This is a genomic window from Amycolatopsis sp. WAC 04182 (assembly GCF_003947465.1).
In the GTDB taxonomy this organism is placed as follows: Bacteria; Actinomycetota; Actinomycetes; order Mycobacteriales; family Pseudonocardiaceae; genus Amycolatopsis.
The window spans coordinates 900,212-922,258 of sequence record NZ_QHJJ01000003.1 but is presented as its reverse complement, the minus strand read 5'-3'; the positions used below and the strand labels follow the sequence as shown (position 1 = coordinate 922,258).

Annotated in this window: 22 protein-coding genes; 13 read left to right on the top strand and 9 right to left on the bottom strand. The window is 69.4% G+C overall.

Translation table 11 applies throughout. From position 1 onward, the window contains the following. Position 1 precedes the first annotated feature (1 nt). Together DMH01_RS18030 and mshC are read left to right on the top strand one after the other, a co-directional pair. Entirely contained in the window at positions 2-766 is a 765-nt protein-coding gene (locus tag DMH01_RS18030; protein ID WP_125678191.1) for a MerR family transcriptional regulator, read from the top strand. A 74-nt stretch (positions 767-840) separates the two neighbouring features. Continuing rightward, positions 841-2,079, top strand: coding sequence for a cysteine--1-D-myo-inosityl 2-amino-2-deoxy-alpha-D-glucopyranoside ligase (gene mshC, locus DMH01_RS18025; protein WP_125678189.1), 1,239 nt, complete (start codon positions 841-843; stop codon positions 2,077-2,079). A gap of 50 nt (positions 2,080-2,129) precedes the next feature. Here mshC and DMH01_RS18020 read toward each other — a convergent pair whose 3' ends face one another. Both DMH01_RS18020 and DMH01_RS18015 read right to left on the bottom strand, forming a co-directional pair. Beyond that, on the bottom strand, positions 2,130-3,737 hold the full coding sequence (locus DMH01_RS18020) for an ABC-F family ATP-binding cassette domain-containing protein (RefSeq protein ID WP_125678187.1): 1,608 nt from the start codon (positions 3,735-3,737) through the stop codon (positions 2,130-2,132). A 148-nt stretch (positions 3,738-3,885) separates the two neighbouring features. After that, complete coding sequence (locus DMH01_RS18015) at positions 3,886-4,356, bottom strand: MarR family winged helix-turn-helix transcriptional regulator (RefSeq protein WP_125678185.1); 471 nt, start codon at positions 4,354-4,356, stop codon at positions 3,886-3,888. Between the two features lie 151 nt (positions 4,357-4,507). Between DMH01_RS18015 and DMH01_RS18010 the strand changes: the two genes are divergently transcribed. Genes DMH01_RS18010 through DMH01_RS18000 form a run of 3 tightly spaced genes read left to right on the top strand, consistent with a single transcriptional unit; the run spans position 4,508 to position 7,161 of the window. Next, positions 4,508-5,086: a helix-turn-helix transcriptional regulator gene (locus DMH01_RS18010; protein WP_125678183.1), complete on the top strand. Its 579-nt coding sequence runs from the start codon at positions 4,508-4,510 to the stop codon at positions 5,084-5,086. Then, complete coding sequence (locus DMH01_RS18005; protein WP_125678181.1) at positions 5,083-6,321, top strand: MFS transporter; 1,239 nt, start codon at positions 5,083-5,085, stop codon at positions 6,319-6,321. Before DMH01_RS18010 ends, DMH01_RS18005 begins: the two co-directional genes overlap by 4 nt. A gap of 15 nt (positions 6,322-6,336) precedes the next feature. Next, entirely contained in the window at positions 6,337-7,161 is an 825-nt protein-coding gene (locus DMH01_RS18000) for a metallophosphoesterase (protein WP_125678179.1), read from the top strand. A 222-nt stretch (positions 7,162-7,383) separates the two neighbouring features. On the opposite strand, the gene DMH01_RS17995 is transcribed toward DMH01_RS18000, so the two are convergent. Next, a complete protein-coding gene (locus DMH01_RS17995) occupies positions 7,384-8,283 on the bottom strand; it encodes a PAC2 family protein (RefSeq protein ID WP_125678177.1) in 900 nt (299 codons plus the stop codon). Positions 8,284-8,461: 178 nt separating this feature from the next. On the opposite strand from DMH01_RS17995, the gene DMH01_RS17990 reads away from it, so the two are divergent. The 5 genes from DMH01_RS17990 (at position 8,462) to hisG (ending at position 12,383) form a co-directional block, all read left to right on the top strand. After that, positions 8,462-9,142 (top strand): HAD family phosphatase, encoded by a 681-nt coding sequence (locus DMH01_RS17990; protein WP_125678175.1) that lies wholly within the window; start codon positions 8,462-8,464, stop codon positions 9,140-9,142. A gap of 56 nt (positions 9,143-9,198) precedes the next feature. Beyond that, positions 9,199-10,662: an AlkA N-terminal domain-containing protein gene (locus DMH01_RS17985; RefSeq protein WP_125678173.1), complete on the top strand. Its 1,464-nt coding sequence runs from the start codon at positions 9,199-9,201 to the stop codon at positions 10,660-10,662. Positions 10,663-10,677: 15 nt separating this feature from the next. After that, positions 10,678-11,169 (top strand): methylated-DNA--[protein]-cysteine S-methyltransferase, encoded by a 492-nt coding sequence (locus tag DMH01_RS17980; protein WP_125678171.1) that lies wholly within the window; start codon positions 10,678-10,680, stop codon positions 11,167-11,169. Between the two features lie 72 nt (positions 11,170-11,241). Further along, the gene (locus DMH01_RS17975; protein ID WP_034306611.1) at positions 11,242-11,505 is read left to right on the top strand and encodes a phosphoribosyl-ATP diphosphatase; all 264 of its coding nucleotides are present in this window, start codon (positions 11,242-11,244) and stop codon (positions 11,503-11,505) included. Between the two features lie 32 nt (positions 11,506-11,537). Further along, positions 11,538-12,383 (top strand): ATP phosphoribosyltransferase, encoded by an 846-nt coding sequence (hisG, locus tag DMH01_RS17970; RefSeq protein ID WP_034306613.1) that lies wholly within the window; start codon positions 11,538-11,540, stop codon positions 12,381-12,383. Positions 12,384-12,455: 72 nt separating this feature from the next. On the opposite strand, the gene DMH01_RS17965 is transcribed toward hisG, so the two are convergent. The 3 genes from DMH01_RS17965 to DMH01_RS17955 all read right to left on the bottom strand — a co-directional run bounded on the left by DMH01_RS17965 (position 12,456) and on the right by DMH01_RS17955 (position 15,147). Beyond that, complete coding sequence (locus DMH01_RS17965; RefSeq protein ID WP_125678169.1) at positions 12,456-13,391, bottom strand: ParA family protein; 936 nt, start codon at positions 13,389-13,391, stop codon at positions 12,456-12,458. A 64-nt stretch (positions 13,392-13,455) separates the two neighbouring features. Then, the gene (locus tag DMH01_RS17960; RefSeq protein WP_125678167.1) at positions 13,456-14,244 is read right to left on the bottom strand and encodes a thioesterase family protein; all 789 of its coding nucleotides are present in this window, start codon (positions 14,242-14,244) and stop codon (positions 13,456-13,458) included. 9 nt (positions 14,245-14,253) lie between these two features. Further along, complete coding sequence (locus DMH01_RS17955; protein ID WP_005150226.1) at positions 14,254-15,147, bottom strand: RecB family exonuclease; 894 nt, start codon at positions 15,145-15,147, stop codon at positions 14,254-14,256. A gap of 128 nt (positions 15,148-15,275) precedes the next feature. Here DMH01_RS17955 and DMH01_RS17950 point away from each other — a divergent pair, with 128 nt between their 5' ends. Continuing rightward, entirely contained in the window at positions 15,276-16,427 is a 1,152-nt protein-coding gene (locus DMH01_RS17950) for a M50 family metallopeptidase (protein ID WP_125678165.1), read from the top strand. 60 nt (positions 16,428-16,487) lie between these two features. Beyond that, on the top strand, positions 16,488-17,312 hold the full coding sequence (locus DMH01_RS17945; RefSeq protein WP_007035384.1) for a tRNA (adenine-N1)-methyltransferase: 825 nt from the start codon (positions 16,488-16,490) through the stop codon (positions 17,310-17,312). A gap of 201 nt (positions 17,313-17,513) precedes the next feature. On the opposite strand, the gene DMH01_RS17935 is transcribed toward DMH01_RS17945, so the two are convergent. Together DMH01_RS17935 and DMH01_RS17930 are read right to left on the bottom strand one after the other, a co-directional pair. After that, positions 17,514-17,969 (bottom strand): hypothetical protein, encoded by a 456-nt coding sequence (locus DMH01_RS17935; protein WP_125678161.1) that lies wholly within the window; start codon positions 17,967-17,969, stop codon positions 17,514-17,516. Between the two features lie 7 nt (positions 17,970-17,976). Continuing rightward, on the bottom strand, positions 17,977-18,798 hold the full coding sequence (locus DMH01_RS17930) for a hypothetical protein (protein WP_125678160.1): 822 nt from the start codon (positions 18,796-18,798) through the stop codon (positions 17,977-17,979). A 362-nt stretch (positions 18,799-19,160) separates the two neighbouring features. On the opposite strand from DMH01_RS17930, the gene arc reads away from it, so the two are divergent. After that, a complete protein-coding gene (gene arc, locus DMH01_RS17925) occupies positions 19,161-20,963 on the top strand; it encodes a proteasome ATPase (protein WP_125678158.1) in 1,803 nt (600 codons plus the stop codon). A 54-nt stretch (positions 20,964-21,017) separates the two neighbouring features. Here the strand turns inward: arc and DMH01_RS17920 are convergent, their stop codons facing one another. Next, complete coding sequence (locus DMH01_RS17920; protein WP_125678156.1) at positions 21,018-21,929, bottom strand: DMT family transporter; 912 nt, start codon at positions 21,927-21,929, stop codon at positions 21,018-21,020. Positions 21,930-22,047 lie beyond the last annotated feature (118 nt).

Genomic DNA, 22,047 nt, shown 5'->3' with positions numbered 1-22,047 from the left:
GATGGGGTATCCGGTCGGAAAGGTCGCGGCGCTGTCGGGGGTCACCGTGCGCACGCTGCATCACTACGACGAGCTCGGCCTGCTGAGCCCGAGCGGCCGGACGGCGGCGGGGTACCGGAGCTACAGCGACGACGACCTCGACCGCCTGCAGCGTGTCCTGTTCTATCGCGAACTCGGGTTCGGCCTCGAAACGATCGCGAAGGTGATCGACGACCCGGCGGTCGACGCGATGGAGCACCTGCGGCGTCAGCGGACGCTGCTCGCCGAGCGGATCGGCGAGCTGACGCGGATGGCCGAAACCGTCGAGCGGGTGATCGAAGCGAAGGAGGCCGGTGCCGCGCTGACCGCGGAGGAGCGGTTCGAGGTCTTCGGCGAGTTCCGTGAGCCGGAGGGCTACGCGGAGGAAGCCGTCCGCCGATGGGGTGACACCCCGCACTGGCGGGCGGCGGGCGTACCGCGGTCCAAGCAGGAATGGATCGAGGCGGAGAAGCTCCGGGAGGACTGGGTCCGGCGGCTGCTCGCCGTGTTCGACTCCGGCGTGCCCGCCGACGGCCATGAGGCGATGGACCTCGCCGAGGAGCACCGCCGGATGCTCGCGGCGTTCATGGGGGACTGTGACCTCGCGACGCACCGGGAGCTCGCCAAGCTGTACGCGACAGAGCCGATCCAGCTCGGCTTCCTGGTGCGTGAGCCGGACCAGCGACCGGGCCTCGGCGAGTACATCCGCGACGCCGTCCACGCCAACGCCGAACGGGTCACGGGATAGCGAATCGGTTACTCCGGCCGTGTCCGGCTCCCACCGGACGGGAACGGCGCGGCGGCTCCGCTTACAGTCGAGGTATGCAGACTTGGTCATCGGTCGACGTGCCCCGTATCCCCGGCACCCCCCGTCCGCTGCGGCTCCACGACACGGCGACGGGGCAGATCCGCCCCACGGCGCCCGGGTCGACCGCCCGGATGTACGTCTGCGGCATCACGCCGTACGACGCCACCCATCTGGGGCACGCCGCCACGTACCTGACATTCGACCTGGTGAACCGCCTGTGGCGGGACGCCGGGCACGACGTCCACTACGTGCAGAACGTGACGGACATCGACGAGCCCCTGTTGGAGCGCGCCGAGCGGGACAAGGACGACTGGGTCGTCCTCGGCATGCGCGAGACCGCGTTGTTCCGCGAGGACATGACCGCGTTGCGGGTGCTGCCGCCGCGGCAGTTCGTCGGCGCGGTCGAGAGCATCCCGGAGATCGTCGAGGTCATCGCCAAGCTGGTGGCGAACGGCAGCGCCTACCGCGCGGACGACGCCGAGTACCCGGACATCTACTTCGAGCACAACGCGACCGGGCATTTCGGTTCGGAGTCGAACTACGACGCCGAGACCATGGCGAAGTTCTTCGCCGAACGCGGCGGCGACCCGGACCGTCCCGGCAAGCGGCACCCGCTCGACGCGTTGCTGTGGCGGATGGCGCGGCCGGGTGAGCCGTCGTGGGAGTCCGAACTGGGCGCGGGGCGGCCGGGCTGGCACATCGAGTGCAGCGCGATCGCGGTCAACCGGCTCGGCCTCGGCTTCGACGTCCAAGGCGGCGGCTCGGACCTGATCTTCCCCCACCACGAGTACAGCGCCGCGCACGCGGAGGCGGTCGCGGGGGACAGGCCGTTCGCGCGGCACTACGTGCACGCCGGGATGATCGGCCTCGACGGCGAGAAGATGTCGAAGTCGCGCGGGAACCTCGTGTTCGTTTCGCGGCTGCGTGCCGACAAGGTCGACCCGGGCGTGATCCGGCTCGCGCTGTTCGCCGGCCACTACCGCGAGGACCGGCCGTGGACCGCGCAGCTGCAGGCGGACGCCGAAGCACGTCTCGCGCGCTGGCGCGAAGCCGTCTCGCTCGGCACCGGCCCGGCGGCGGAGGACACGGTCGCGCGCCTGCGTGATCACCTCACCGACGACCTCGACACGCCCAAGGCGCTCGCGGCCGTCGACGCCTGGGCCGAGCAGGCGCTGAACCGCTCCGGCACCGACCCGGCGGCCCCCGGCCTGATCCGGAACGCGGTCGACGCGCTGCTCGGCATCGAGCTCTGACGAACACTGAGGGGGCGGGAAGTTCCCGCCCCCTCAGTGTGTATAACGCCCTACACGGCGACGCGTCCGGCTTCCAGCCGGAGGTGGTCACCCGCCCAATCGCGCCGCAGCCACCGATCATGTGACGCGATGACGACCGCACCCGGCGCGGAATCGAGCGCGGTGAACAACTCCTCGGCCAAGGTGAGCGAGATGTGGTTCGTCGGCTCGTCCAGCAGGAGCACCTCCGGCGGGTCGGCGATCAGCAACGCCAGCGCGAGCCGGCGCCGCTGCCCGACCGACAACGCGCCGACCCGGGTCCCGAGGTCGCGCGGGGCCAGCAAGCCCAGGCCGCGCAACGGGGGAGCGTCCTCGCCGAGGGCTTCGGCGTAGGTCCACTGCGCGGTCTTCTCCGGCTCGGCGAACGCGACGTCCTGGGCCAGCATGCCGATCCGCACGCCGCGTCCGGAAAGGACGGTGCCGGAGTCGGGCGTCAGCGAGCCGGCGAGGACGGACAGCAGCGTCGACTTCCCGGCGCCGTTCCCGCCGGTGATCAGGAGCCTCGACGTCGTGGTTACGTCCAGGGTCGCCAGCCGCAACCGTCCGGCGATCTCGATGTCCCGTACCGAGATCGCCGTCTTGCCCTCACCCGGCTCGCCGGTCAGCTCGGCCTGGAAGCGCAGCGGCGCGGGCGGTTTCCGCACCTGGTCGCGTTCCAGTTCGGCCAGCCGCAGCTGGGCGTTGCGGACCCGGCGTGAGATCTGTTTCTGCACCCTCCCGGTCTTGAAGTCGTAGAGCATCTTGGCGTTGTCGCGCTGCGGCCGGTTGTGCGCGACGTTGCGCGCGGTGACGGCCACCGATTCGCGTAGTTCCTTGAGCTCGTCCTGTTCCTCGGCGTAGCGCTGTTCCCAGCGCGCCCGTTCGGCCCGTTTCTGGTCCAGATAGTCGGAATACGTGCCGCCGTACCGGGTCGGGCCGCCCAGTGCCGGGTCGAGGTCGACGATGTCGGTGCACACCGCGTCGAGGAACACGCGATCGTGCGACGACAACACGAGGACACCGGTCAGCGAGGCGAGATGCTGTTCCAGGAACTCCATCGCGGCGTCGTCGAGATGGTTCGTCGGTTCGTCCAGGACGAGGGTGCCCGGCCGCCGGATCAGCAGCGCCGCGAGACCGAGCCTCGACCGTTGCCCGCCGGACAGCGTGCCCAGTTCGCGTGCCGGGTCGATCCCGGCGAGCCCGAGGCCCGCGCACACGACCTCGGCTCGCCGGTCAGCGTCCCACAGATCGTGTGCCTGGGCCCATTTCAGGACGGTGCCGTACTCGTCGAGCACAGCGGAGTCGTCCGGGCGATCGGTGAGCGCCGAGGTCAGTTCGTCGAGTCTCGCCGACGCTTGCCGGATCTCGGCGAGCGCGTCGTCGATGACGTCGGAGAACCGCGCGGTGAGCGGGAAAGGCAGCTCCTGCAAGAGGAATCCGAGGTCGTCGCCTCGCAGCACCTCACCGCTCTGCGGCTCTTCGACCCCGGCCAGCAAGCGCAGGAGCGTGGACTTGCCGACGCCGTTCTCGCCGACCAGTCCGAGCCGCTGTCCCGCCGAAGCGGTCAGGTTGACGCCGTCGAGGACGACGCGGGCACCGTAGGAGTGGACGAGGTCCTTGGCGATCAGGGAAAGAGACATACGACATCACCGTGTTTCTCGGACATGAGGGATCCCCGCCGGGCCTCATGGCTTACGGGAGCGGTGCTCGACCGAAGCCGCCTCGGAGCGGGGAAGGCGCGATGTCAGTTGTCCATGATGCGAGCAGTCTAACGCAACCTATGTAGCGTTAGTCAACCCCCTTTTCGGAACGCAGGCGAGCGGCCTCCTGTTCGGCGAACGCGCGCCCGTCGGTCATGACGCCGAGAAGTGCGGCCAGCTGACGGCGGTCGAGCCTGCCGAGGCGGTCGCCGAAGAAACGGGCCATGGGGGAGTAGAGGTCGGCGACCTCCGCCAGCCGGTCGGGGAGCGGGCGGATCGCGAGACGGCGCCGGTCGGCGGGATCGGGGACGCGTTCGACCAGGTGCTGTTCCTCCATGCGGTCGAGCATCCGGGTCACCGCGCCCGTGGTCATGCCGAGTGCTCGCGCCAGCCCGGTCGGTGAGGTCGCGGCGCCGCTGATGACCAGCTGGAGCCCGTGCAGTTCGGTCGCGCTGATCCCGAGCCGCTCCGCCATGGCCGTCTGGAACAGAACGGTCGCGCTGACGAACCGGGGGATCTCCAGGGCTGCCGCAGTGGCGAGTTCTTGCTGGTCAGGCATGTGCTTCCTTGCTCAGTAGTTGCACCGTGCAGTCACTGTCTTGTGCAGCAGCTGCCCCAGCAAGGATATGGGGGCTCACTTGACATCCGTGCGGCCACCTGTGAATCTGAAACAGAACTTTCGAAAGACATCTTTCAGATTGGATCGGTCGATGGCCGGGTTGCCGCCGCGCAAGCGGATCGAAGACGTCGAGCTGATGCGGGCGCTGGCGCATCCGCTGCGTTCGGCACTGGTGGACCACCTCATGGCGGTCGGTCCGCGGACCGCCAGCGAGTGCGCGGCGGCCGTCGGTTCGACGGCCTCGAACTGCAGCTGGCATCTCCGTCAGCTGGCGCAGCACGGTCTCGTGGAACGGGTCGAAGGGGAGGACGGGCGGGAGCGGCCGTGGCGGGCGTGCCAGGTCGGCATCGAGTTCGGCGACGACCCGGAGCTGCGCGGGGCGCAACTGGCGGTCGTGGGCACCACCCTCGCGCGGGAAAAGGAGCTGACCGAGCGCTACCTCGACGCCGCCGACCGGCTCGACAAGGAATGGCGGGACGCGTCGGGGATCAACAACTACTCGCTGCGGGTGACCGCGGCGGAGCTGGACGAGCTGGTGCGGGGAATCGACGCGCTCGTGCGGCCCTACGTCGGCGCGATCCGCGAAGACGCTCCCGCGGAGGCCCTCCCGGTCCACTTGGGACTGCGGGCGTTCCTCCGCATCGACGCCGAGGGGAAGCCGAGCAGATGAAACCGTTGAGAGAGCCCGCCTTCGCGCGGTTGTGGATCGCCGCCTTCTTCTCCGAAACCGCCGAGTGGATGCTGCAGATCGCGTTGCCGGTGTTCGTCTTCCAGGCCACCGGTTCGGCGGCCACGACGGCGTTGAGCATCGTCCTCGGCCTGGTGCCCGCGGTGCTGCTGAGTCCGGTCGCCGGCGTGATCGCGGACCGCTGGAACCGGCGGCTGGTGCTGTGCGTGGTGTGCGCGGGACAGGCGTTCGTGGCGCTGCCGCTGCTGTTCGTCGCGTCCGGTGGCCCGGTCTTCGTGATCTACGGGGTGATGGCCGCGCAGGCGGGTCTGGCCTCGTTGTTCGAACCCGCGCGCAACGCGCTCGTGCCCGAACTGGTCGCTCCCGAGGAGTTGATCGGCGCCAACGGCCTCATGAGCATCAACGGCAGCGTCGCTCGCCTCGCCGGCGGCTGGGCGGGCGGCCTCCTGCTCGGATTCGGCGGCCTGGGCTGGGTCGTGGTGGCCTACTTAGGCGTGCTGGTGATCGGCTCGGCCCTGCTGGCGCGCCCGTTTCCCCGTGTCGCCGCGCCGAAAGCGGCCGGACCACACGAGCCGGTGTTGCGAGCCTGGATCGACGGGCTTCGCGAGATCGGCCGCGAAGGGCGCCTTCGCCTCGCCGGAGTCGTCGTGGTGCTGACGTCCCTGGCGCAGGGGATGTTCCTGGTGCTCTTCGTGGTCTTCGTGCTCGAAATCCTCGACGGCACCGAAGGCGACGTCGGCCTGCTGCGCGGCGTGCAGGCCCTCGGCGGGCTGGCCGCTGGCTTCGCCGTCGCCACCGTCGCCCGCAAGGTCGCTCCCGCCGCTCTGCTCGGCTGGGGCGGGCTGGCGCTCGGTCTGCTCTCGGCCGTGATCTGGAACCTGCCCATGTTGACCGTGTCGCTGGGTGTCTTCATCGGGCTCTTCGGCCTGGTCGGCGCCCCTGGAGTGCTCGCAGGCTCCGGTCTGCTGTCGCTGGTCCAGACCGCGGCGTCGCCTGAGCGATCCGGCCGCGTGCTGAGCACCGTCTTCGCCGGGACGGCGGGGTTCACGGCGCTGGGCGCGTTGCTGACGGGTGGCCTGCTCGACGTGCTGGGCACCGGTGTCCTGTTGAACGTCCAGGCGGGTCTGCACACCGTCTCGGCGTTGGTCGTGCTGGGCGTGTCGGCTTCGGGCAGGTTGCGCCGTGACCCGATTCCGGCGGTTCCCCGGTCCGGGTGAAGCTACGGTGGTGGAGTGCCGCATCTCTTCGCCACCAGCGACCTCCACGTCACCCATGAGGGCAACGCCCCGCTCGTCGACGAGGTCGTCCCCCGGACCCCCGACGACTGGCTGCTCGTAGCCGGTGACGTCGCCGAACGCGCCGAATCCGTGATTGGGGTGCTCAAGACCTTGCGGGAACGTTTCGCGAAGGTCGTCTGGGTGCCCGGAAACCACGAGCTGTGGACCACCCAGAAGGATGAATGTCAGCTGCGGGGACAGGCGCGCTACGAGCACCTGGTCGAGCGCTGCCGCGAGATCGACGTCCTCACCCCGGAGGATCCGTACCCGGTGTGGGAACACCAGGAGAAACCGCTGACGATCGCCCCGCTGTTCGTGCTGTACGACTACAGCTGGCGCACCCCTGCCGCCGACGGCCTGCCGATGCTGGCGGCCATCGAGCAGGCGCGCGAGGCCGGTGTGCTGTGCACGGACGAGTTCTTCCTGCACCCGGACCCGTATCCCAGCAGGCAGGCGTGGTGCGCCGACCGGGTGAAGATCAGCACGGAACGGCTGGAGGCGATCCCCGAGGACCACGGGACGGTCCTCATGTCGCACTGGCCGCTGCACCGCCACCCGACCGAGCCGCTGTACTTCCCGGAATTCGCGCTGTGGTGCGGGACGACGGAGACCGAGGACTGGCACCAGCGCTTCCGGGCGGAGGTCGCCGTCTACGGGCACCTGCACATCCCGCGCTCCACGGAGGCGGACGGAGTGCGCTTCGAAGAGGTTTCGCTCGGCTATCCGCGTGAGTGGCGGAAGCGGTCACGGGGGCCGATCCCGCTGCGGCGCATCTTCTGATCAGCGGCGTAACTCGCGAGTGTCGCTTCCAGACACGCGAGTTACGCGCCTGATCACGCGAGTTACGCCTTGACGCACGCCGCATACCTTGTGTTCCCAGTCCGTGAAGGCCTCCTTGAGGGACCCAGAGTCCCTCAAGGAGGCCTTCACGGACTTCGGACCAGCAGGTACTCAAGACACGGTTGGCTCTAACCGTCCTGACCACTCACGAGACCGGAGGCTTCAGCCGCGTCCGGGACCGTCCTGGCCGGGACGGCGCCGCCGCAGGTACCGCTCGAACTCGGCCGCGATCTTGTCCCCGCTGACGTCGTCCAGCGTGAACTCGGTCTCCGCGTCGCCGCGCTCCTCGAGTCCCCGGACGTACTCGCTGATCTCTTCGTCCTCCTCGGCCATCTCGGTGACCGTCCGCTGCCACTCCTCGGCCTGCTCGGGCAGGGCGCCGAGCGGGATCTCGACGTCGAGGACGTCCTCGAGCTTGTGCAGCAGCGCCAGCGTGGCCTTGGGCGACGGCGGGTGCGAGACGTAGTGCGGCACGGCCGCCCAGATCGACACGGCCGGGACGCCCGCCTGCACGCAGTAGTCCTGCAGGACCCCGACGATGCCGGTCGGCCCCTGGTAGTTGTTCAGCTCCAGGCCGAACTGCGAAGCGGTGTCCTTGTCGTACGCCGTCCCGGTGACCGGGACAGGGCGGGTGTGCGCGGTGTCGGCCAGGAGCGCGCCGAGGGTGACGACCGTGGCGACGTCGAGTTGCTGGATGTGCTCCAGCAGTTCGGCGCAGAAGGCGCGCCAGCGCATGTTCGGCTCGGGCCCCTGGACCAGCACGATGTCGCGGCTGAAGCCTTCCGGGCGGCACACCGAGAGCCGTGTGGTCGGCCAGTCGACCCTTCGGGTGACGCCGTCCACCATGCGGACGGTCGGTCTGCTGACCTGGAAGTCGTAGTACTCGTCCGGACTCAGCTCGCTCAGCGGTGTCGCATCCCAGTTGAGCTGGAGATGCTCGACCGCCCGGCTGGCCGCGTCACCTGCGTCGTTCCATCCTTCGAAGGCGACGATCATGATCGGCTTGCTGTCATCCGGGTGGTCGCGGCCGGGCCGCTGGGTCTCGTCGACGGGCTCACTCACCGGACCAGCCTACGACCAGGCGGCCGTGCGGCGTTGGGCATGTCCGGTGGCGTTTCGCCGGGGCGAACCGTGCGGAGCCGACTTAGGTGACATTTCGGGCGACGACCTCGCCGCCGACGTGAATCCGTCTCGGCTACCGTGGGTCCGGAGAAGGTCCATCCGATCGTGAGGGGGAACCGTGACCGAACCGTCCACACTGGACGGACTCGCCGCCGTGCTGTGGGACATGGACGGCACGCTGGTCGACTCGGAGAAGCTGTGGGACGTCGCGCTCTACGAGGCCGTCGAAAGCCTCGGCGGCAGCCTGACCGAGGCCCAGCGCCTGAGTCTCGTCGGGTCCAATATGGACGACACGGCCGCGTTCCTCCTTGAAGTCTGCGGCAGGCCCGTCACACCCGAGTCGATCGCGGAGATGGGGGAGTGGATCCGCCGCCGCACGGCCAACCTGTTCGACGGCCCGCTCCCGTGGCGCCCTGGCGCTCAGGAACTGCTCGAACTGTTGCGCGCCAACGGTGTGCCGATGGCGCTGGTCACCTCCACCGAACGGTCGCTGACCGAACTCGCGCTCAACACCATCGGCCGAGACCACTTCGCCGCCACGGTCTGCGGCGACGAGGTCGATGGTCTGAACAAGCCGAACGCCAGGCCGTACCAGCTGGCCGCGGAGTTGCTGGGAGTCCCGGCATCCCGGTGTGTCGCGATCGAGGATTCACCGCCGGGTGCGGCTTCCGCGGCCGCCGCGGGCTGCACCGTGGTGGTGATCCCGAACGACGTCGACGTCGAACCGGGTGAGCGGCGCGTGTTCCGCTCGTCGCTGGTGGGTCTCGACGTGCCGGGGTTGGCCGCGCTCCTGCCCTGACCGCCATGTCGCATTTCCGCTAGACCCCGCCCCGTGCGGTCGGTGATGCTTACCGGGTGCATGAGAATTTCGAGCGCTGCGTCCGGGCGGTCCAGTCGAAGGACGCGCGGTTCGACGGCTGGTTCTTCACCGCGGTCCTGACGACGCGGATCTACTGCCGGGCGAGTTGCCCGGTCGTCCCGCCCAAGCCGGAGAACATGACGTTCTACCCGAGCGCGGCGGCCGCGCAGGAGGCCGGGTTCCGCGCCTGCAAGCGATGCCGTCCGGACGCGAGCCCGGGTTCGCCGCAGTGGAACGAGCGCGCGGACGTGGTGGCCAGGGCGATGCGGCTGATCGCCGACGGCGTCGTCGACACCCACGGCGTGAGCGGGCTGGCGGCCCGGCTGGGCTACAGCGTCCGGCAGGTGGAGCGCCATGTGCGCGCCGAACTCGGCGCCGGCCCGCTCAGCCTCGCCCGCGCCCAGCGGGCGCAGACGGCGCGGCTGCTGATCGAGACGACCGGTCTGTCGATGATCGACGTCGCCCTCGCCGCCGGCTTCGGCAGCGTCCGGACCTTCAACGACACCGTGCGAGAGGTCTTCGCCCTGTCTCCGACGGAGCTGCGGGCTCGCGTCCGCACGGCGCCTGCCACTGCGCCCGGAACGCTGAGCCTGCGTTTGCCGTACCGGAAGCCGTTGTTCCCGGACAACCTCTTCGGGCATCTGGTCGCGACAGGCGTCCCCGGCGTCGAAGAATGGCGCGACGGCGCGTACCGCCGGACGCTGCGGCTCCCGCACGGCCCCGCCGTCGTCGCGCTCAAGCCGGAGGACGGCCACATCGGCTGCCGGCTCACGCTCTCGGACCTGCGTGACCTCTCGACCGCGATCAGCCGCTGCCGCCGACTGCTGGACCTCGACGCGGATCCGGTCGCGGTCGACGAGGCACTGGCGGCGGACCCGCTGCTCGCGCCGCTCGTGGCGGCCGCGCCGGGCAGGCGGGTGCCGAGGACGGTCGACGGTGGCGAGTTCGCCGTCCGCGCCGTGCTGGGCCAGCAGGTGTCCACCGCCGCGGCCCGCACCCACGCCGCCCGGCTGGTCCTCGCGCACGGAGCCCCCGTCGACGACCCTGACGGCGGCCTCACGCACGTCTTCCCGGACGCCGCCGCGCTCGCGGACCTCGACCCGGAAAGCCTCGCGATGCCGCAGAGCCGCAAGCGGACCCTGCTCGGTCTCGTGGCCGAACTGAACGACGGCGATCTCGACCTCGGTGCGGGAAGTGACTGGCAGCGTGCCCGCGAGCGGTTGCACGCGTTGCCCGGTTTCGGCCCGTGGACCGTCGAGAGCATCGCGATGCGCTCGCTCGGCGATCCGGACGCCTTCCTGCCGACCGATCTCGGCGTCAAGGTCGCCGCGAAGGGCCTCGGGCTGGGCCCGGCCGCGTTCGCCGCGCACGCCGAACGCTGGCGGCCATGGCGCGCCTACGCCGTCCAACACCTCTGGGCGACCGGAGATCACCCGATCAACCGGCTGCCCGCCGCCTGAGTTCCGAGGAGCGCCATGCGCACGCACACCGTCATCGACAGCCCGTACGACAAGCTGACCCTGGTCGCGGACGGCGAAAGCCTCTGCGGGGTGTACATGGTCCAGCAGCGGCACCGCCCGGCCGAGGAGACGTTCGGCCATCCGGACCCGGGTTCGCCGATCTTCGTGGACACCGAGCAACAGCTGAAGGAGTACTTCGCCGGTCAGCGGAAGGAGTTCGATCTTCCGCTGAGCTTCGGCGGCACCGCGTTCCAGCGGATGGTCTGGGAAGGACTGCTCGGGATCCCGTATGGCGAGACGGTCTCCTACGGCCAGCTCGCCGACCGGCTCGGCAGGCCCACCGCGTCGCGCGCGGTCGGGCTCGCGAACGGGAAGAACCCGATCAGCATCATCGTGCCGTGCCATCGGGTGATCGGTTCCACCGGCGATCTCACCGGTTACGGCGGCGGCGTCGAACGGAAGCGGCAGCTGCTCGACTTCGAGCGAGGCGGCGCGGCGCTGTTCTGAAGTGTGACGCGACCGGCACCACACCGGCCCGGGGCAGCGCGGCGCGGGCGCGGATGGAAGGATCTCCAGACTGTGAAGACCTTCGATGAGCTGTTCGCCGAGCTTGCCGACCGCGCCCGCACGCGGCCCGACGGTTCCGGCACCGTCGCCGCGCTCGACGCGGGAGTGCACGCGCAGGGCAAGAAGGTGCTCGAAGAGGCGGGCGAGGTGTGGATCGCCGCCGAGCACGAATCCGACGACAGGCTCGCCGAGGAGATCTCACAGCTGCTGTACCGCGTACAGGTGCTCATGCTCGGCCGAGGACTGTCGACAGAGGACGTGTACCGGTACCTGTGACGCCTTCGCGTCCGGAGAACCAAGGAGAAGCAATGCTGCGTGTCGCCGTGCCGAACAAGGGAGCCCTCGCCGCCGCCGCGTCGGAGATGCTCGGAGAGGCCGGCTACCGCAGGCGACATGAGGCCCGCGACCTGACCGTGCTCGACACGGTCAACGAGGTCGAGTTCTTCTTCTTGCGCCCCAAGGACATCGCGATCTACGTCGGGTCCGGCGAGCTGGATCTCGGCATCACCGGCCGCGACCTCGCGCTCGACTCCGGCGCCCCGGTCGAGGAGATCCTCGGCCTCGGTTTCGGCGGTTCCACCTTCCGGTACGCCGCGCCCGCGGGCCGGGAGTGGAAGGCCGAAGACCTGCACGGCAAGCGGCTCGCGACGTCGTACCCGCGCCTCGTACGCGAGAACCTGAAGCAGCACGGGGTGGAGGCGGAGGTCATCCGCCTCGACGGCGCCGTCGAGATCTCGATCCAGCTCGGCGTGGCCGACGCCATCGCGGACGTCGTCGAGTCCGGACGTTCGTTGCGCCAGCACAACCTCGTGGCCTTCGGGGATCCGATCTGCGTGTCGGAGGCGGTGCTGCTGCAGCGGGCAGGCACCGAGCACACGCGGCCGAAGGACCAGCTGAAGGCACGGTTGCAGGGAGTCGTCTTCGCTCAGCACTACATGATGCTGGACTACGACTGCCCGCGGTCCCTGCTGGACGCGGCCATCGCGATCACGCCGGGGCTCGAATCGCCGACCGTCGCGCCGCTGGCGGACGAAGACTGGGTGGCCGTGCGGGCGATGGTGCCGCGCAAGGAGGTCAACCGGATCATGGACGAACTCGCCGAGACCGGCGCCAAGGCCGTCCTGGCTTCGGACATCCGGGCCTGCCGCCTCTGAGACCGGTCACAGACGCCATGAAAGGTCCTTTCCTTGCGAATTTCGCAAGGAAAGGACCTTTCATGGCGTTCGTCAGCGGGGCCGGTTGGGCTTCTTGGGCATGAGGTCGTAGAGCTTCTTGCGCGCCCCGTTGTCCTTCGCGCTGCGGGTCACCGACACCTCGGTGATGAAGTCCTCGAAGACGAAGTCCTCGTCCGCGGGCACGATCGCCGCGGCCGGATGGTTCTGCAGGTAGCCGTCCAGTGTCGCCGCGATCTCCCGGAACGACAGCGCCTGCAGGGTTTCCGGCGCGTAGGTCGTCACCGGCACACCGTGCGCGGCGGCCTCGTTCATCACGACGCCGAGCGGGACGTGCGACAGCATCGGGATCCCGAACGCGTACAACTCCTGCAACGCGGCCGCCGCGTAGTGCGAGATCGGGCGGCGGTACAGACCGGGGACGAGGCCGTAGTAGGCGATCGGCGGACGGCCGACGGTCTGTTCGACGTAACGCACCTGGTCCGCGAGCAGGCGCAGCGCGCGGATGCTCGTCCGGTCCGGCTGCACCGGCACGAGGATGCCGTGCGAAGCGGCGAGCGCGTTGTTGGTCAGGACGTCGAGCGCGGGCGGGCAGTCGATGATGACGTGGTCGTAGTTCGCGAACTGGATGACCCTGGCCAGCTGCCAGCCGGGTACGCGGAACTGGTCCAGCCGCCGGATCAGGTCGAACATGCCCGGCGAGGTCGGGATGACGTCGAACGCGCCGCCCCGGCCGAGGTTGCTGCGCGGATGCCGCACGGCGAGTTCCTCGATCGGCCCCTTCCACACCTTGGTCAGGGCTTTCGCCAGGCTGGGCATGTCGTGCGCCACCTCGTCCAGCCCGAGGAGTTCGGTGGTCGCGTGGCCTTGGGGGTCGAGGTCGATCAGCAGCACCCGGCGGCCGCGTTCGGCCAGTGCGGCCGCCGCGCCCACGCTGAGTGAGGTCTTGCCGACCCCGCCTTTCTGGTTGACCACCGAGGTGATCTGCATGCCGAAGCGCTCCCTGTGTCTGTTGTTCCGGGAAGGCTATTGGAAACCCGCCGAGAAAGCGCGCCTATCGGCCCGCCTGTCGCGGTCGCACCAGGAGAGCCTGAGCGCCGGAGGCGATCGGGCCCGAGGCGTCGTGCAGCGTGGTGGTCGCCGTCCCGATGCCGTTCGGGCCGACCAGGGTGGCCGCGTCGACGCCGATCCAGTCGCCCAGCGGCGGACGGCGGAGGTGCACCGTCAGCTCCGAGTTGATGAACCACCACTCACGCGGATCCAGGAAGTTCGAGATCCCGTTGCCCGAGTCCGCGAGGACGAACAGCCGCTGCAGCGGGCTCGGCTTCTCCCCGTCGACGAGGGCGACGCGCTGACGGCCCCAGACGGTCGCCGGCCCCGCCGCGTCCAGCGCGCCCTTGACCCGCCGCCACTCGACGGCGTCGAGGTACCCGCCGTGCCAGCTCTCCGGCCAGGAGGACGTCGGCAACCCCTCCGGCGAGGGCAACGCCGGTCCTTCCGCGGTGGCCACCGCCGTGGTGTCCGAGGTCGCGATCCGCCACGCCGACGCACGGGCGACGACCCGCTCACCATGGGCGAGTTCGGCCACCAGCCATTCGACCGACCGGCCCGGCCGCTCCACCCACGCCCGCACCGAAAGCTCCTTCAGCGGCGCGGGGCCGAGGATCTCGACCGTCACTCGTGCCAGCTGGCTCGCGTGCGGCGCCTCGACCTCTTCGAGCGCGCGGACCAGCAACGCCGAGGGCGGTCCGAAGTGCTGCGCGTCCGGGGTCCAAGGGCCGGCGGTGTGCGGGGTCGGGAGGAAGACGCCGTCACCCGACGGCACGTAGAAGGCTTCTGTCACAACAGCACCCTAATCCGCACGGTCCAATACGGACTCTTCGCCGGGATCCGGCTCCGGCCAGCCGGGATACGGCGGGGGAGTGCCGCCGTACTGCGGACAAAGCGCCTGGTGATCGCACCACGCGCAGAGTTTGCTCGGATTGGGGCGGAAATCGCCGGTCTTGCCCGCTTTGAGGATCGCCTGCCAGATCGCCTCCAGCGTGCGCTCGAAGCGGATCAGCTCACCTTCGTCGGGCGTGTAGGCCAGGGACTGCCCGTCGGTGAGGTACATCAGTTTCAGCTGGCGCGGCACGACACCGCGAAGCCGCCAGAGGACCACGGCGTAGAACTTCATCTGGAACATCGCCTTGGCCTCGCCGATCTCGCGGGGCGCGGCGCCGGTCTTGTAGTCGACGACGCGGATCTCGCCGGTCGGCGCGACGTCCAGCCTGTCGACGTAGCCCCGAAGCAGCACTCCGGAGCCCAGTTCGATCTCGACGTGCAGCTCGCACGCCTCGGGTTCCAGCCGGCGCGGGTCTTCGAGGCCGAAGTAGGTGTCGACGAGCTGCTCGGCCGACGAGAGCCACGAGGTGACGGCCTCGGGATCGTCCTGGTCGAACAGCTCGATCCACTCCGGACGTTCCGCGGACAGATCCTCCCACGCCGGCGCGAGCAGCTCCTTGGCCTGCGGAGGGGTGCGATCGGCTTGGGGAAGGGAGAACAGGCGCTCCAGCACGGAATGCACCAGCGTGCCGCGCAGCTGGGCCTTCGTCGGGATCTCGGGCAATCTGTCCACCGCGCGGAAGCGGTAGAGCAGCGGGCACTGCTTGAAGTCGCTGGCACGCGACGGGGACAGGGCCGGCCGACGGCGCGGGACTTCGGCGCCGGGCGGCGGATCGGCGGTGACCGTGTCGGTGTCGGGCATGGGAGGAGCGTATCGCCGGGCACCGACAGTTTCGGGACCGCAACGCACCGGAGCGGCATGACCGACACCACCCGGACGGGAAGGGCGGGTTACCGGCACCCCACACCTGGGCATCTACGCTCTGACACATGGCGGTGACGGGTGAGCAGGGCCCGCCTCGACGAGGCGTGGCACCAGAGGGCGGGCTCCTGCTGTTCCGCGTCTCCGGGATCCCCGTGCTGCTGGCCCCTTCGTGGTGGATCGGCTCCCTGATCATCGTGGTGCTCTACACACCACTGGTCGAGCGGTTCCTGCCCGGCGCGACGACGCTGACCTCCTGGCTGCTGGCGGCCGCGTTCGCGGTCCTTCTCGGACTCTCGGTGCTCGCGCACGAACTCGGGCACTGCCTGGTCGCGCTGCGGCTCGGCATCCCGGTCCGGCGCCTGCGGCTGTTCCTGCTCGGCGGTCTCTCCGAGGTCGCCAGGACACCCCGCGAGCCGAGGCAGGAAGGCCTCGTCGCCGCCGCCGGGCCGATCGTTTCGCTGCTGCTGGGCGGTTTCTGCGGTCTGCTCATGTTCGCCGTCCCGTCGGAAAGCGCGGCTTGGCTGCTCATCGCCGAATGCGCCGTCGCGAACTTCGCCGTCGGGGTCTTCAACCTCCTTCCCGGGCTTCCGCTCGACGGCGGCCGTTTGGTCCGTGCCGGGGTCTGGGCGGCGACCGGCCGCCGTGAGAAGGGCACGCGGGCGGCGGTCGTCGGCGGCGGTGTCGTCGCCGCCGGGCTGGTCGTCTGGGCGCTGTGGGGGCTGGCCGCGGGCAGCGAGGACCGCTGGCTCCGGCTCGGTGTCTGCGTCGTGACGGCGTGGTTCGTGATCCTCGGCGCCCGAAGCGAACTCGCCGCCGAAACCCGCCGCGGCTGGCCGGAAGGTGTGCGGCTGAGCGAACTCGTCCGTCCCGTTCTCCAGCTTCCGGCGGAAAGCCCCGTCTCGGACGCGCTGGCCGCTTCGGCTGGCCGCGGGGTGGTCCTGGTACGTGCCGACGGCGTCGCGGCGGGCCTGCTCGACGAGACGGCCGCGGCGCAGCTCGCGGGAACGTCGCCGCACGCGCCCGCGGAGATGGCCGCGGAGCCGATCCGTGCCGACACCGTGCTGCTTTCGTCGGAGTCGGGGGAGGAGATCGCCGAGCGCGTCCGGGAAACGGCCGCTTGGCAGTTCCTCGTGGTGGACGACGAAGGCAGGCCCGCGGGGGTGCTCAGGCGTGAAGACCTGCGCGCCGCGATGACCCGGAGCCGACCCCCGGCGTAGCGCGGTCCGGCCACCTGCGAGGATCGGTCGTCGATCTGTGTTCGCGCGTATGGAGGTTCAGTGTCGGTCCGAGGGCCGTTTCGTGTTGGTGACCGGGTTCAGCTGACCGACTCCAAGGGGCGGCACTACACCATGGTCCTCGCCGAGGGACAGCAGTATCACACCCATCGCGGCGCGCTGGCGCATGACGACGTGATCGGTGCGCAGGAGGGTTCGGTCGTCACTTCGGCCGGCGGCAGCCACTATCTGGCGCTTCGCCCGCTGTTGCCGGACTACGTGTTGTCGATGCCGCGTGGCGCGCAGGTGATCTACCCGAAGGACGCCGCGCAGATCGTGATGTGGGGCGACATCTTCCCGGGCGCGCGAGTACTGGAGGCTGGTGCCGGCTCCGGCGCGCTGACCTGTTCGCTGCTGCGGGCGGTCGGTTCGGAAGGGACCGTGCAGTCCTACGAGATCCGGGACGACCACGCCGAACACGCCGAGCGGAACGTCGAGAAGTTCTTCGGCCACAAGCCGGACAACTGGTCGCTGACGGTCGCGGACCTGTCGACGCACACCGGCGAGGTCGACCGCGTCGTCCTCGACATGCTGGCGCCCTGGGACCAGCTGGAGACGGTCGCCGCGCATCTGGTGCCGGGTGGCGTGCTCACCGTCTATGTGGCGACGGTCACACAGCTGTCGCGGATCACGGAAGCCTTGCGGGACCAGCAGTGCTGGACCGAGCCGGAATCGTGGGAGACCCTCATGCGGCCTTGGCACGTCGTGAGCCTCGCGGTGCGGCCGGACCACCGGATGGTCGCGCACACCGCGTTCCTGCTGACGGCGCGCCGCCTGGCGGACGGCACCGTTTCGCCGCGGGTGCACCGCCGCTCCGGCAAGGGCTGATCGGTAGAGCTGGTCTTCAGCGGCGTTTCGGGCTCAAGCCGAGGGTGTCTTGGGTTCCTGTCGGCTTCCGGGGCGGTGCCGGACCGCCACGCCCGACGTTGCGAAAGCCACTTTCGCAACCCTCAACGTTGCGAAGGTGGCTTTCGCAACGCCCGGCCAGGCTCGGCGCCCTCAGCAGGGACCCGAGAGAACCCCGAAACGTCAGGGCACGCACCACTTGCCGCCCTGCTTCTTGAGCGGGAACGGCGTGTCCTTCTGCCCGCCGACGCCTTCGACGTGGACGGTCACGGTGGCGGAGTCGCCGCTGACCACCGGCGGATCCGGGACGGTCGCGGTCACCTTGCCCGCCGCCGCCCATTTCCGGCCGAGTTCGGCCAGATCGGCCGACGACTGCTGGACGCAGGTGAGTTTCCCGAACGCCGTCGCGTCGTGGTTGACGATGGCCGCGGCGATCGCCTTGCCGACCACCTCGACCGCGGCCACGTCCGGATCCACCGGAACCGGACGGGACGAAGCGGGCGGCGGCGTGGGCGTGCCGGTACTCGACGCGGCCGGGTCGGAGCCGGAGGGGGCCACCAGCAGCAGCCCCACCACGACCCCGGCCACGACCGCGCCACAAACCACCGCCACGGCGGTCAGCTTGTGGCTCACCGTCACGGACAGGTCACTTCTTGTCGGCCTTGATGTCCTTGAGGCACCACAGGTTCGATTCCTTGGCCGCCGTGATCGTGCCTTCCGCCATCTTGGTGCCCTGGGTGGCGCGGTAACGGCCGGTCGCCCGGTCGCCGCTTTCCTTGGCGGGCTCGGTGATCTCGAGCTTGATGGGGTCGAGCGGCTTGCCCTCGTCCTTGGTGTTCTCGCTGCGGCAGATCAGATCGAGGAACGTCTTCTTGTCACCCGCGCTGTAGGAGGTCGCGGCGCTTTCGAAGACTTCCTGCGGCGTGGCCTTCCCGCCGGGCGCCGGACCTGAGCTCCTGGTCGACGACGTGCTCGGCGAGCTGGACCTGGTGCGGGTCGAGCTCGGCTTCTGCGACGACGAGGACGGGGCCTCCGACGGGGCGGCGCTGCTGGTGGGCGGCGCGGCGGTCGGGTTGTCGTCACCCGAGTTCAGCGCGATGACCAGGGCGGTGACACCGCCACCGACCAGGACGACCGCGCCGATCGCGATGCCGACGATCAGGCCGGTCTTCTTTTTCTTGGGTGGCTCTCCGCCGCCGAACCCGCCTTCCTGCGGGTAGGCGTTGTAGCCGCCCTGCTGCCCATACGGATCCGGCTGGCCGAACTGCTGCGTGCCGCCGGGGTATCCCTGCTGGGGCTGAGGACCGCTCTGCGGGTAGCCGCCTTGCTGCTGGCCGTACGGGTCCTGTCCGTACTGGCCGCCACCGGGGTATCCCTGTTGCGGCTGGGGGCCGCTCTGCGGGTACCCGCCCTGTTGGCCGTACGGATCTTGTCCGTAGCCGCCGGGCTGCTGCGGCGGGTAAGTCATGGCTGGTGCCCCCTAGCTGTTCTGCGAAAATGCTCAACATGACCTGCGGGTCCGCCTCCCCGGCGAACGTCGCCCGATGCTAGCCATCGAGCCGGATCGCCGCTCGATTAGGGCCGAACTGATACCGGAATCCCGTTTGCACCCGGACGGAGCCGGGTATTCCGCCGCAGGTCAGGCCAGGTGGACGGATTGTGACCATGGGAGTGCCGGACCCGGCACCGGGATGGCCCCTTGCGCGTCGCGAAGGTACGTGCTGGCGGGTCGTCCGGAACGCGACGCGCCGATCTTGTGATGCGGAAAGGCCTTTTATTGTCGGTGATCGCCGGTACCGTGGAATGAAAAGCACTCCGAGGAGGTGCCCGATGCATCATGACCTTCCCGGAGGTCGGCGCGAGGAGGCCGACCCTTCAGAAACGACCGGAGCTGGAACCACGTCCGACGAGCAGGCACGTCAAGTCCGCTTCCTCGAGGAGGAAGTCGCCCTGCTGCGCCGGAAGCTCACCGATTCGCCACGCCAGAACCGAGTGCTGGAGCAGCGACTCGCCGAGGCGGCGGAACGAGTGAGCCAACTCACGGAACGCAACACGAAACTGGTCGAGACGCTCCGCGAGGCGCGTGGCCAGTTGCTCGCGTTGCGAGAGGAGGTCGACAGGCTGGCCCAGCCTCCGAGCGGTTACGGCGTGTTCGTCACCGCGTACGAGGACAACACGGTGGACGTGTTCACCGCGGGCCGCAAAATGCGGGTTTCGGTCTCACCCGCGGTCGAGGTCTCGTCGCTTCAGCGCGGACAGGCGTTGCGGCTCAACGAGGCACTGACCGTCGTCGAGGGCGGTGACTTCGAGCGGATCGGCGAGGTCTGCGCGCTGCGCGAGGTGCTGGCCCCGGACGTCGAGGGCGGCAGCCCCCGTGCGCTCGTGGTCGGGCACGCGGACGAGGAGCGGGTCGTCCTGCTCTCCGATCCGCTGTCCGAACAGCCCCTCAAGCCGGGCGATTCCCTGCTGGTGGACTCGAAAGCCGGTTACGCCTACGAGCGCGTGCCGAAGGCGGAGGTCGAGGATCTCGTGCTGGAGGAGGTGCCCGACGTCCGCTACGAGGACATCGGTGGCCTCACCCGGCAGATCGAGCAGATCCGCGACGCCGTCGAGCTTCCGTTCCTGCACGCTGATCTCTACCAGGAGTACCAGCTGCGCCCGCCGAAGGGCGTGCTGCTCTACGGGCCTCCTGGCTGCGGTAAGACCCTCATCGCCAAGGCGGTGGCCAACTCGCTCGCCAAGAAGGTCGCGGAAGCCCGCGGCGACAAGGCGGACGGGAAGTCCTACTTCCTGAACATCAAGGGTCCGGAACTGCTGAACAAGTTCGTCGGGGAGACCGAGCGGCATATCCGCCTGATCTTCCAGCGGGCTCGGGAAAAGGCCTCCGAAGGCACCCCGGTGATCGTGTTCTTCGACGAGATGGACTCGATCTTCCGCACCCGCGGCTCGGGCGTGTCCTCCGACGTGGAGACCACGATCGTCCCGCAGCTGCTTTCGGAGATCGATGGTGTGGAAGGCCTGGAGAACGTCATCGTCATCGGCGCCTCCAACCGCGAGGACATGATCGACCCGGCGATCCTGCGGCCGGGCCGGCTCGACGTCAAGATCAAGATCGAGCGTCCGGACGCCGAAGGCGCGAAGGACATCTTCTCCAAGTACCTGTCCGATGGCCTGCCGATCCACGCGGACGACCTCGCCGAGTTCGGCGGGGACCGCAGGGCGACGTTCGACGCGATGATCCAGCACACGGTCGAGCGGATGTACGAGGAGACGGACGAAAACCGGTTCCTCGAGGTCACCTACGCCAACGGTGACAAGGAAGTCCTGTACTTCCGCGACTTCAACTCGGGCGCGATGATCCAGAACATCGTGGACCGGGCGAAGAAGTCGGCGATCAAGTCGGTGCTGGAGACCCAGCAGCCCGGCCTGCGCGTGCAGCACCTGCTGGACGCGATCGTCGACGAGTTCGCGGAGAACGAGGACCTGCCCAACACCACCAACCCGGACGACTGGGCCCGGATCTCCGGCAAGAAGGGCGAGCGGATCGTGTACATCCGCACGCTCGTCACCGGCAAGAACCAGGATTCGGGGCGGGCGATCGACACCGCCACGAACACCGGTCAGTACCTGTAGGGCAAGCCGAAAGGGCCCTTCGCCGCAGCACCTGCGGCGAAGGGCCCTTTCGCGTCACACGGGTGCGGGTTCCCGGACTTTCTTGCGCACGCTCAGCCGTCCGTGCGCGGCGAGGATGCCGAGGACGACGAGCAGTGCGCCGACCGGCTGGTTCCACGCCAAGGGTTCGTCGAGGACGAGAACGCCGAGCAGTACACCGACGACCGGTGTGAGGTAGGTCACGGCAGATGCGTTCGACGCGCCCCACGCCGCGATGATCGACGCGTTCCAGGCGTAGGCGAGCCCGGTGCCCAGCGCCCCGAGCGCGATCATGCTGAGGACGATCGGCGTGTCGAGACGCACCGGCGTCGTCGCGATGAACGGCGCGAGCACCAGCATCACGACGGCACCGCAGCAGACCTGTCCGAGTGCGACGGTGGGTGCGTCGAGGTTCCGCCAGGAGATGAACCGTCGCACGTAGACGAACGAGATGCCGTAGCAGGTCGTCGCGCCGAGGCACGCCAGTTGCGCGGTCAGTTCGTGGGAGACGTCGATCCCTTGCCAGACCCCGACGATGGTGAGCACGCCGAGGAAGCCGAGGATCAGGCCCGTCGTGCGGGCCTTCGTGAACCGTTCCGACGGCAGGGCCGCGGCGGCGATGAGCATGGTGATCAGCGGGGTCGTCGCGTTGAAGATGCTGGCGAGCCCGGACGAGATGTACTGCTCGGCCCAGGAGAACAGCAGGAACGGGATGACGCACAGCAGCACGGAGACGACCGCGAGATGGCCCCAGAGCGCCGGATCGCGGGGGAGTGGCTTACGGCGCCACGTGGCGATGGCGATCAGCGCCAGGGCGCCGAGGCAGATGCGGGAAAGCGCCACCTGGGCCGGCGAGAGGCCGGTGAGGCCGACCTTGATGAACAGAAAACTCGCACCCCAGACGACCGCGAGTGCCGCGAACCGGATCGCGATACCGAAACGTCCCAATTGTCCTTCTCCTGAATCCTCAAGTCAGGACTCAGTGAATCCCGGAACCCCCTTGCGCTCCAGCGGTTTTCGGACGATGTGTCCGAAGACTCGCGCGTGGCGTTCCCCCGAACCATCT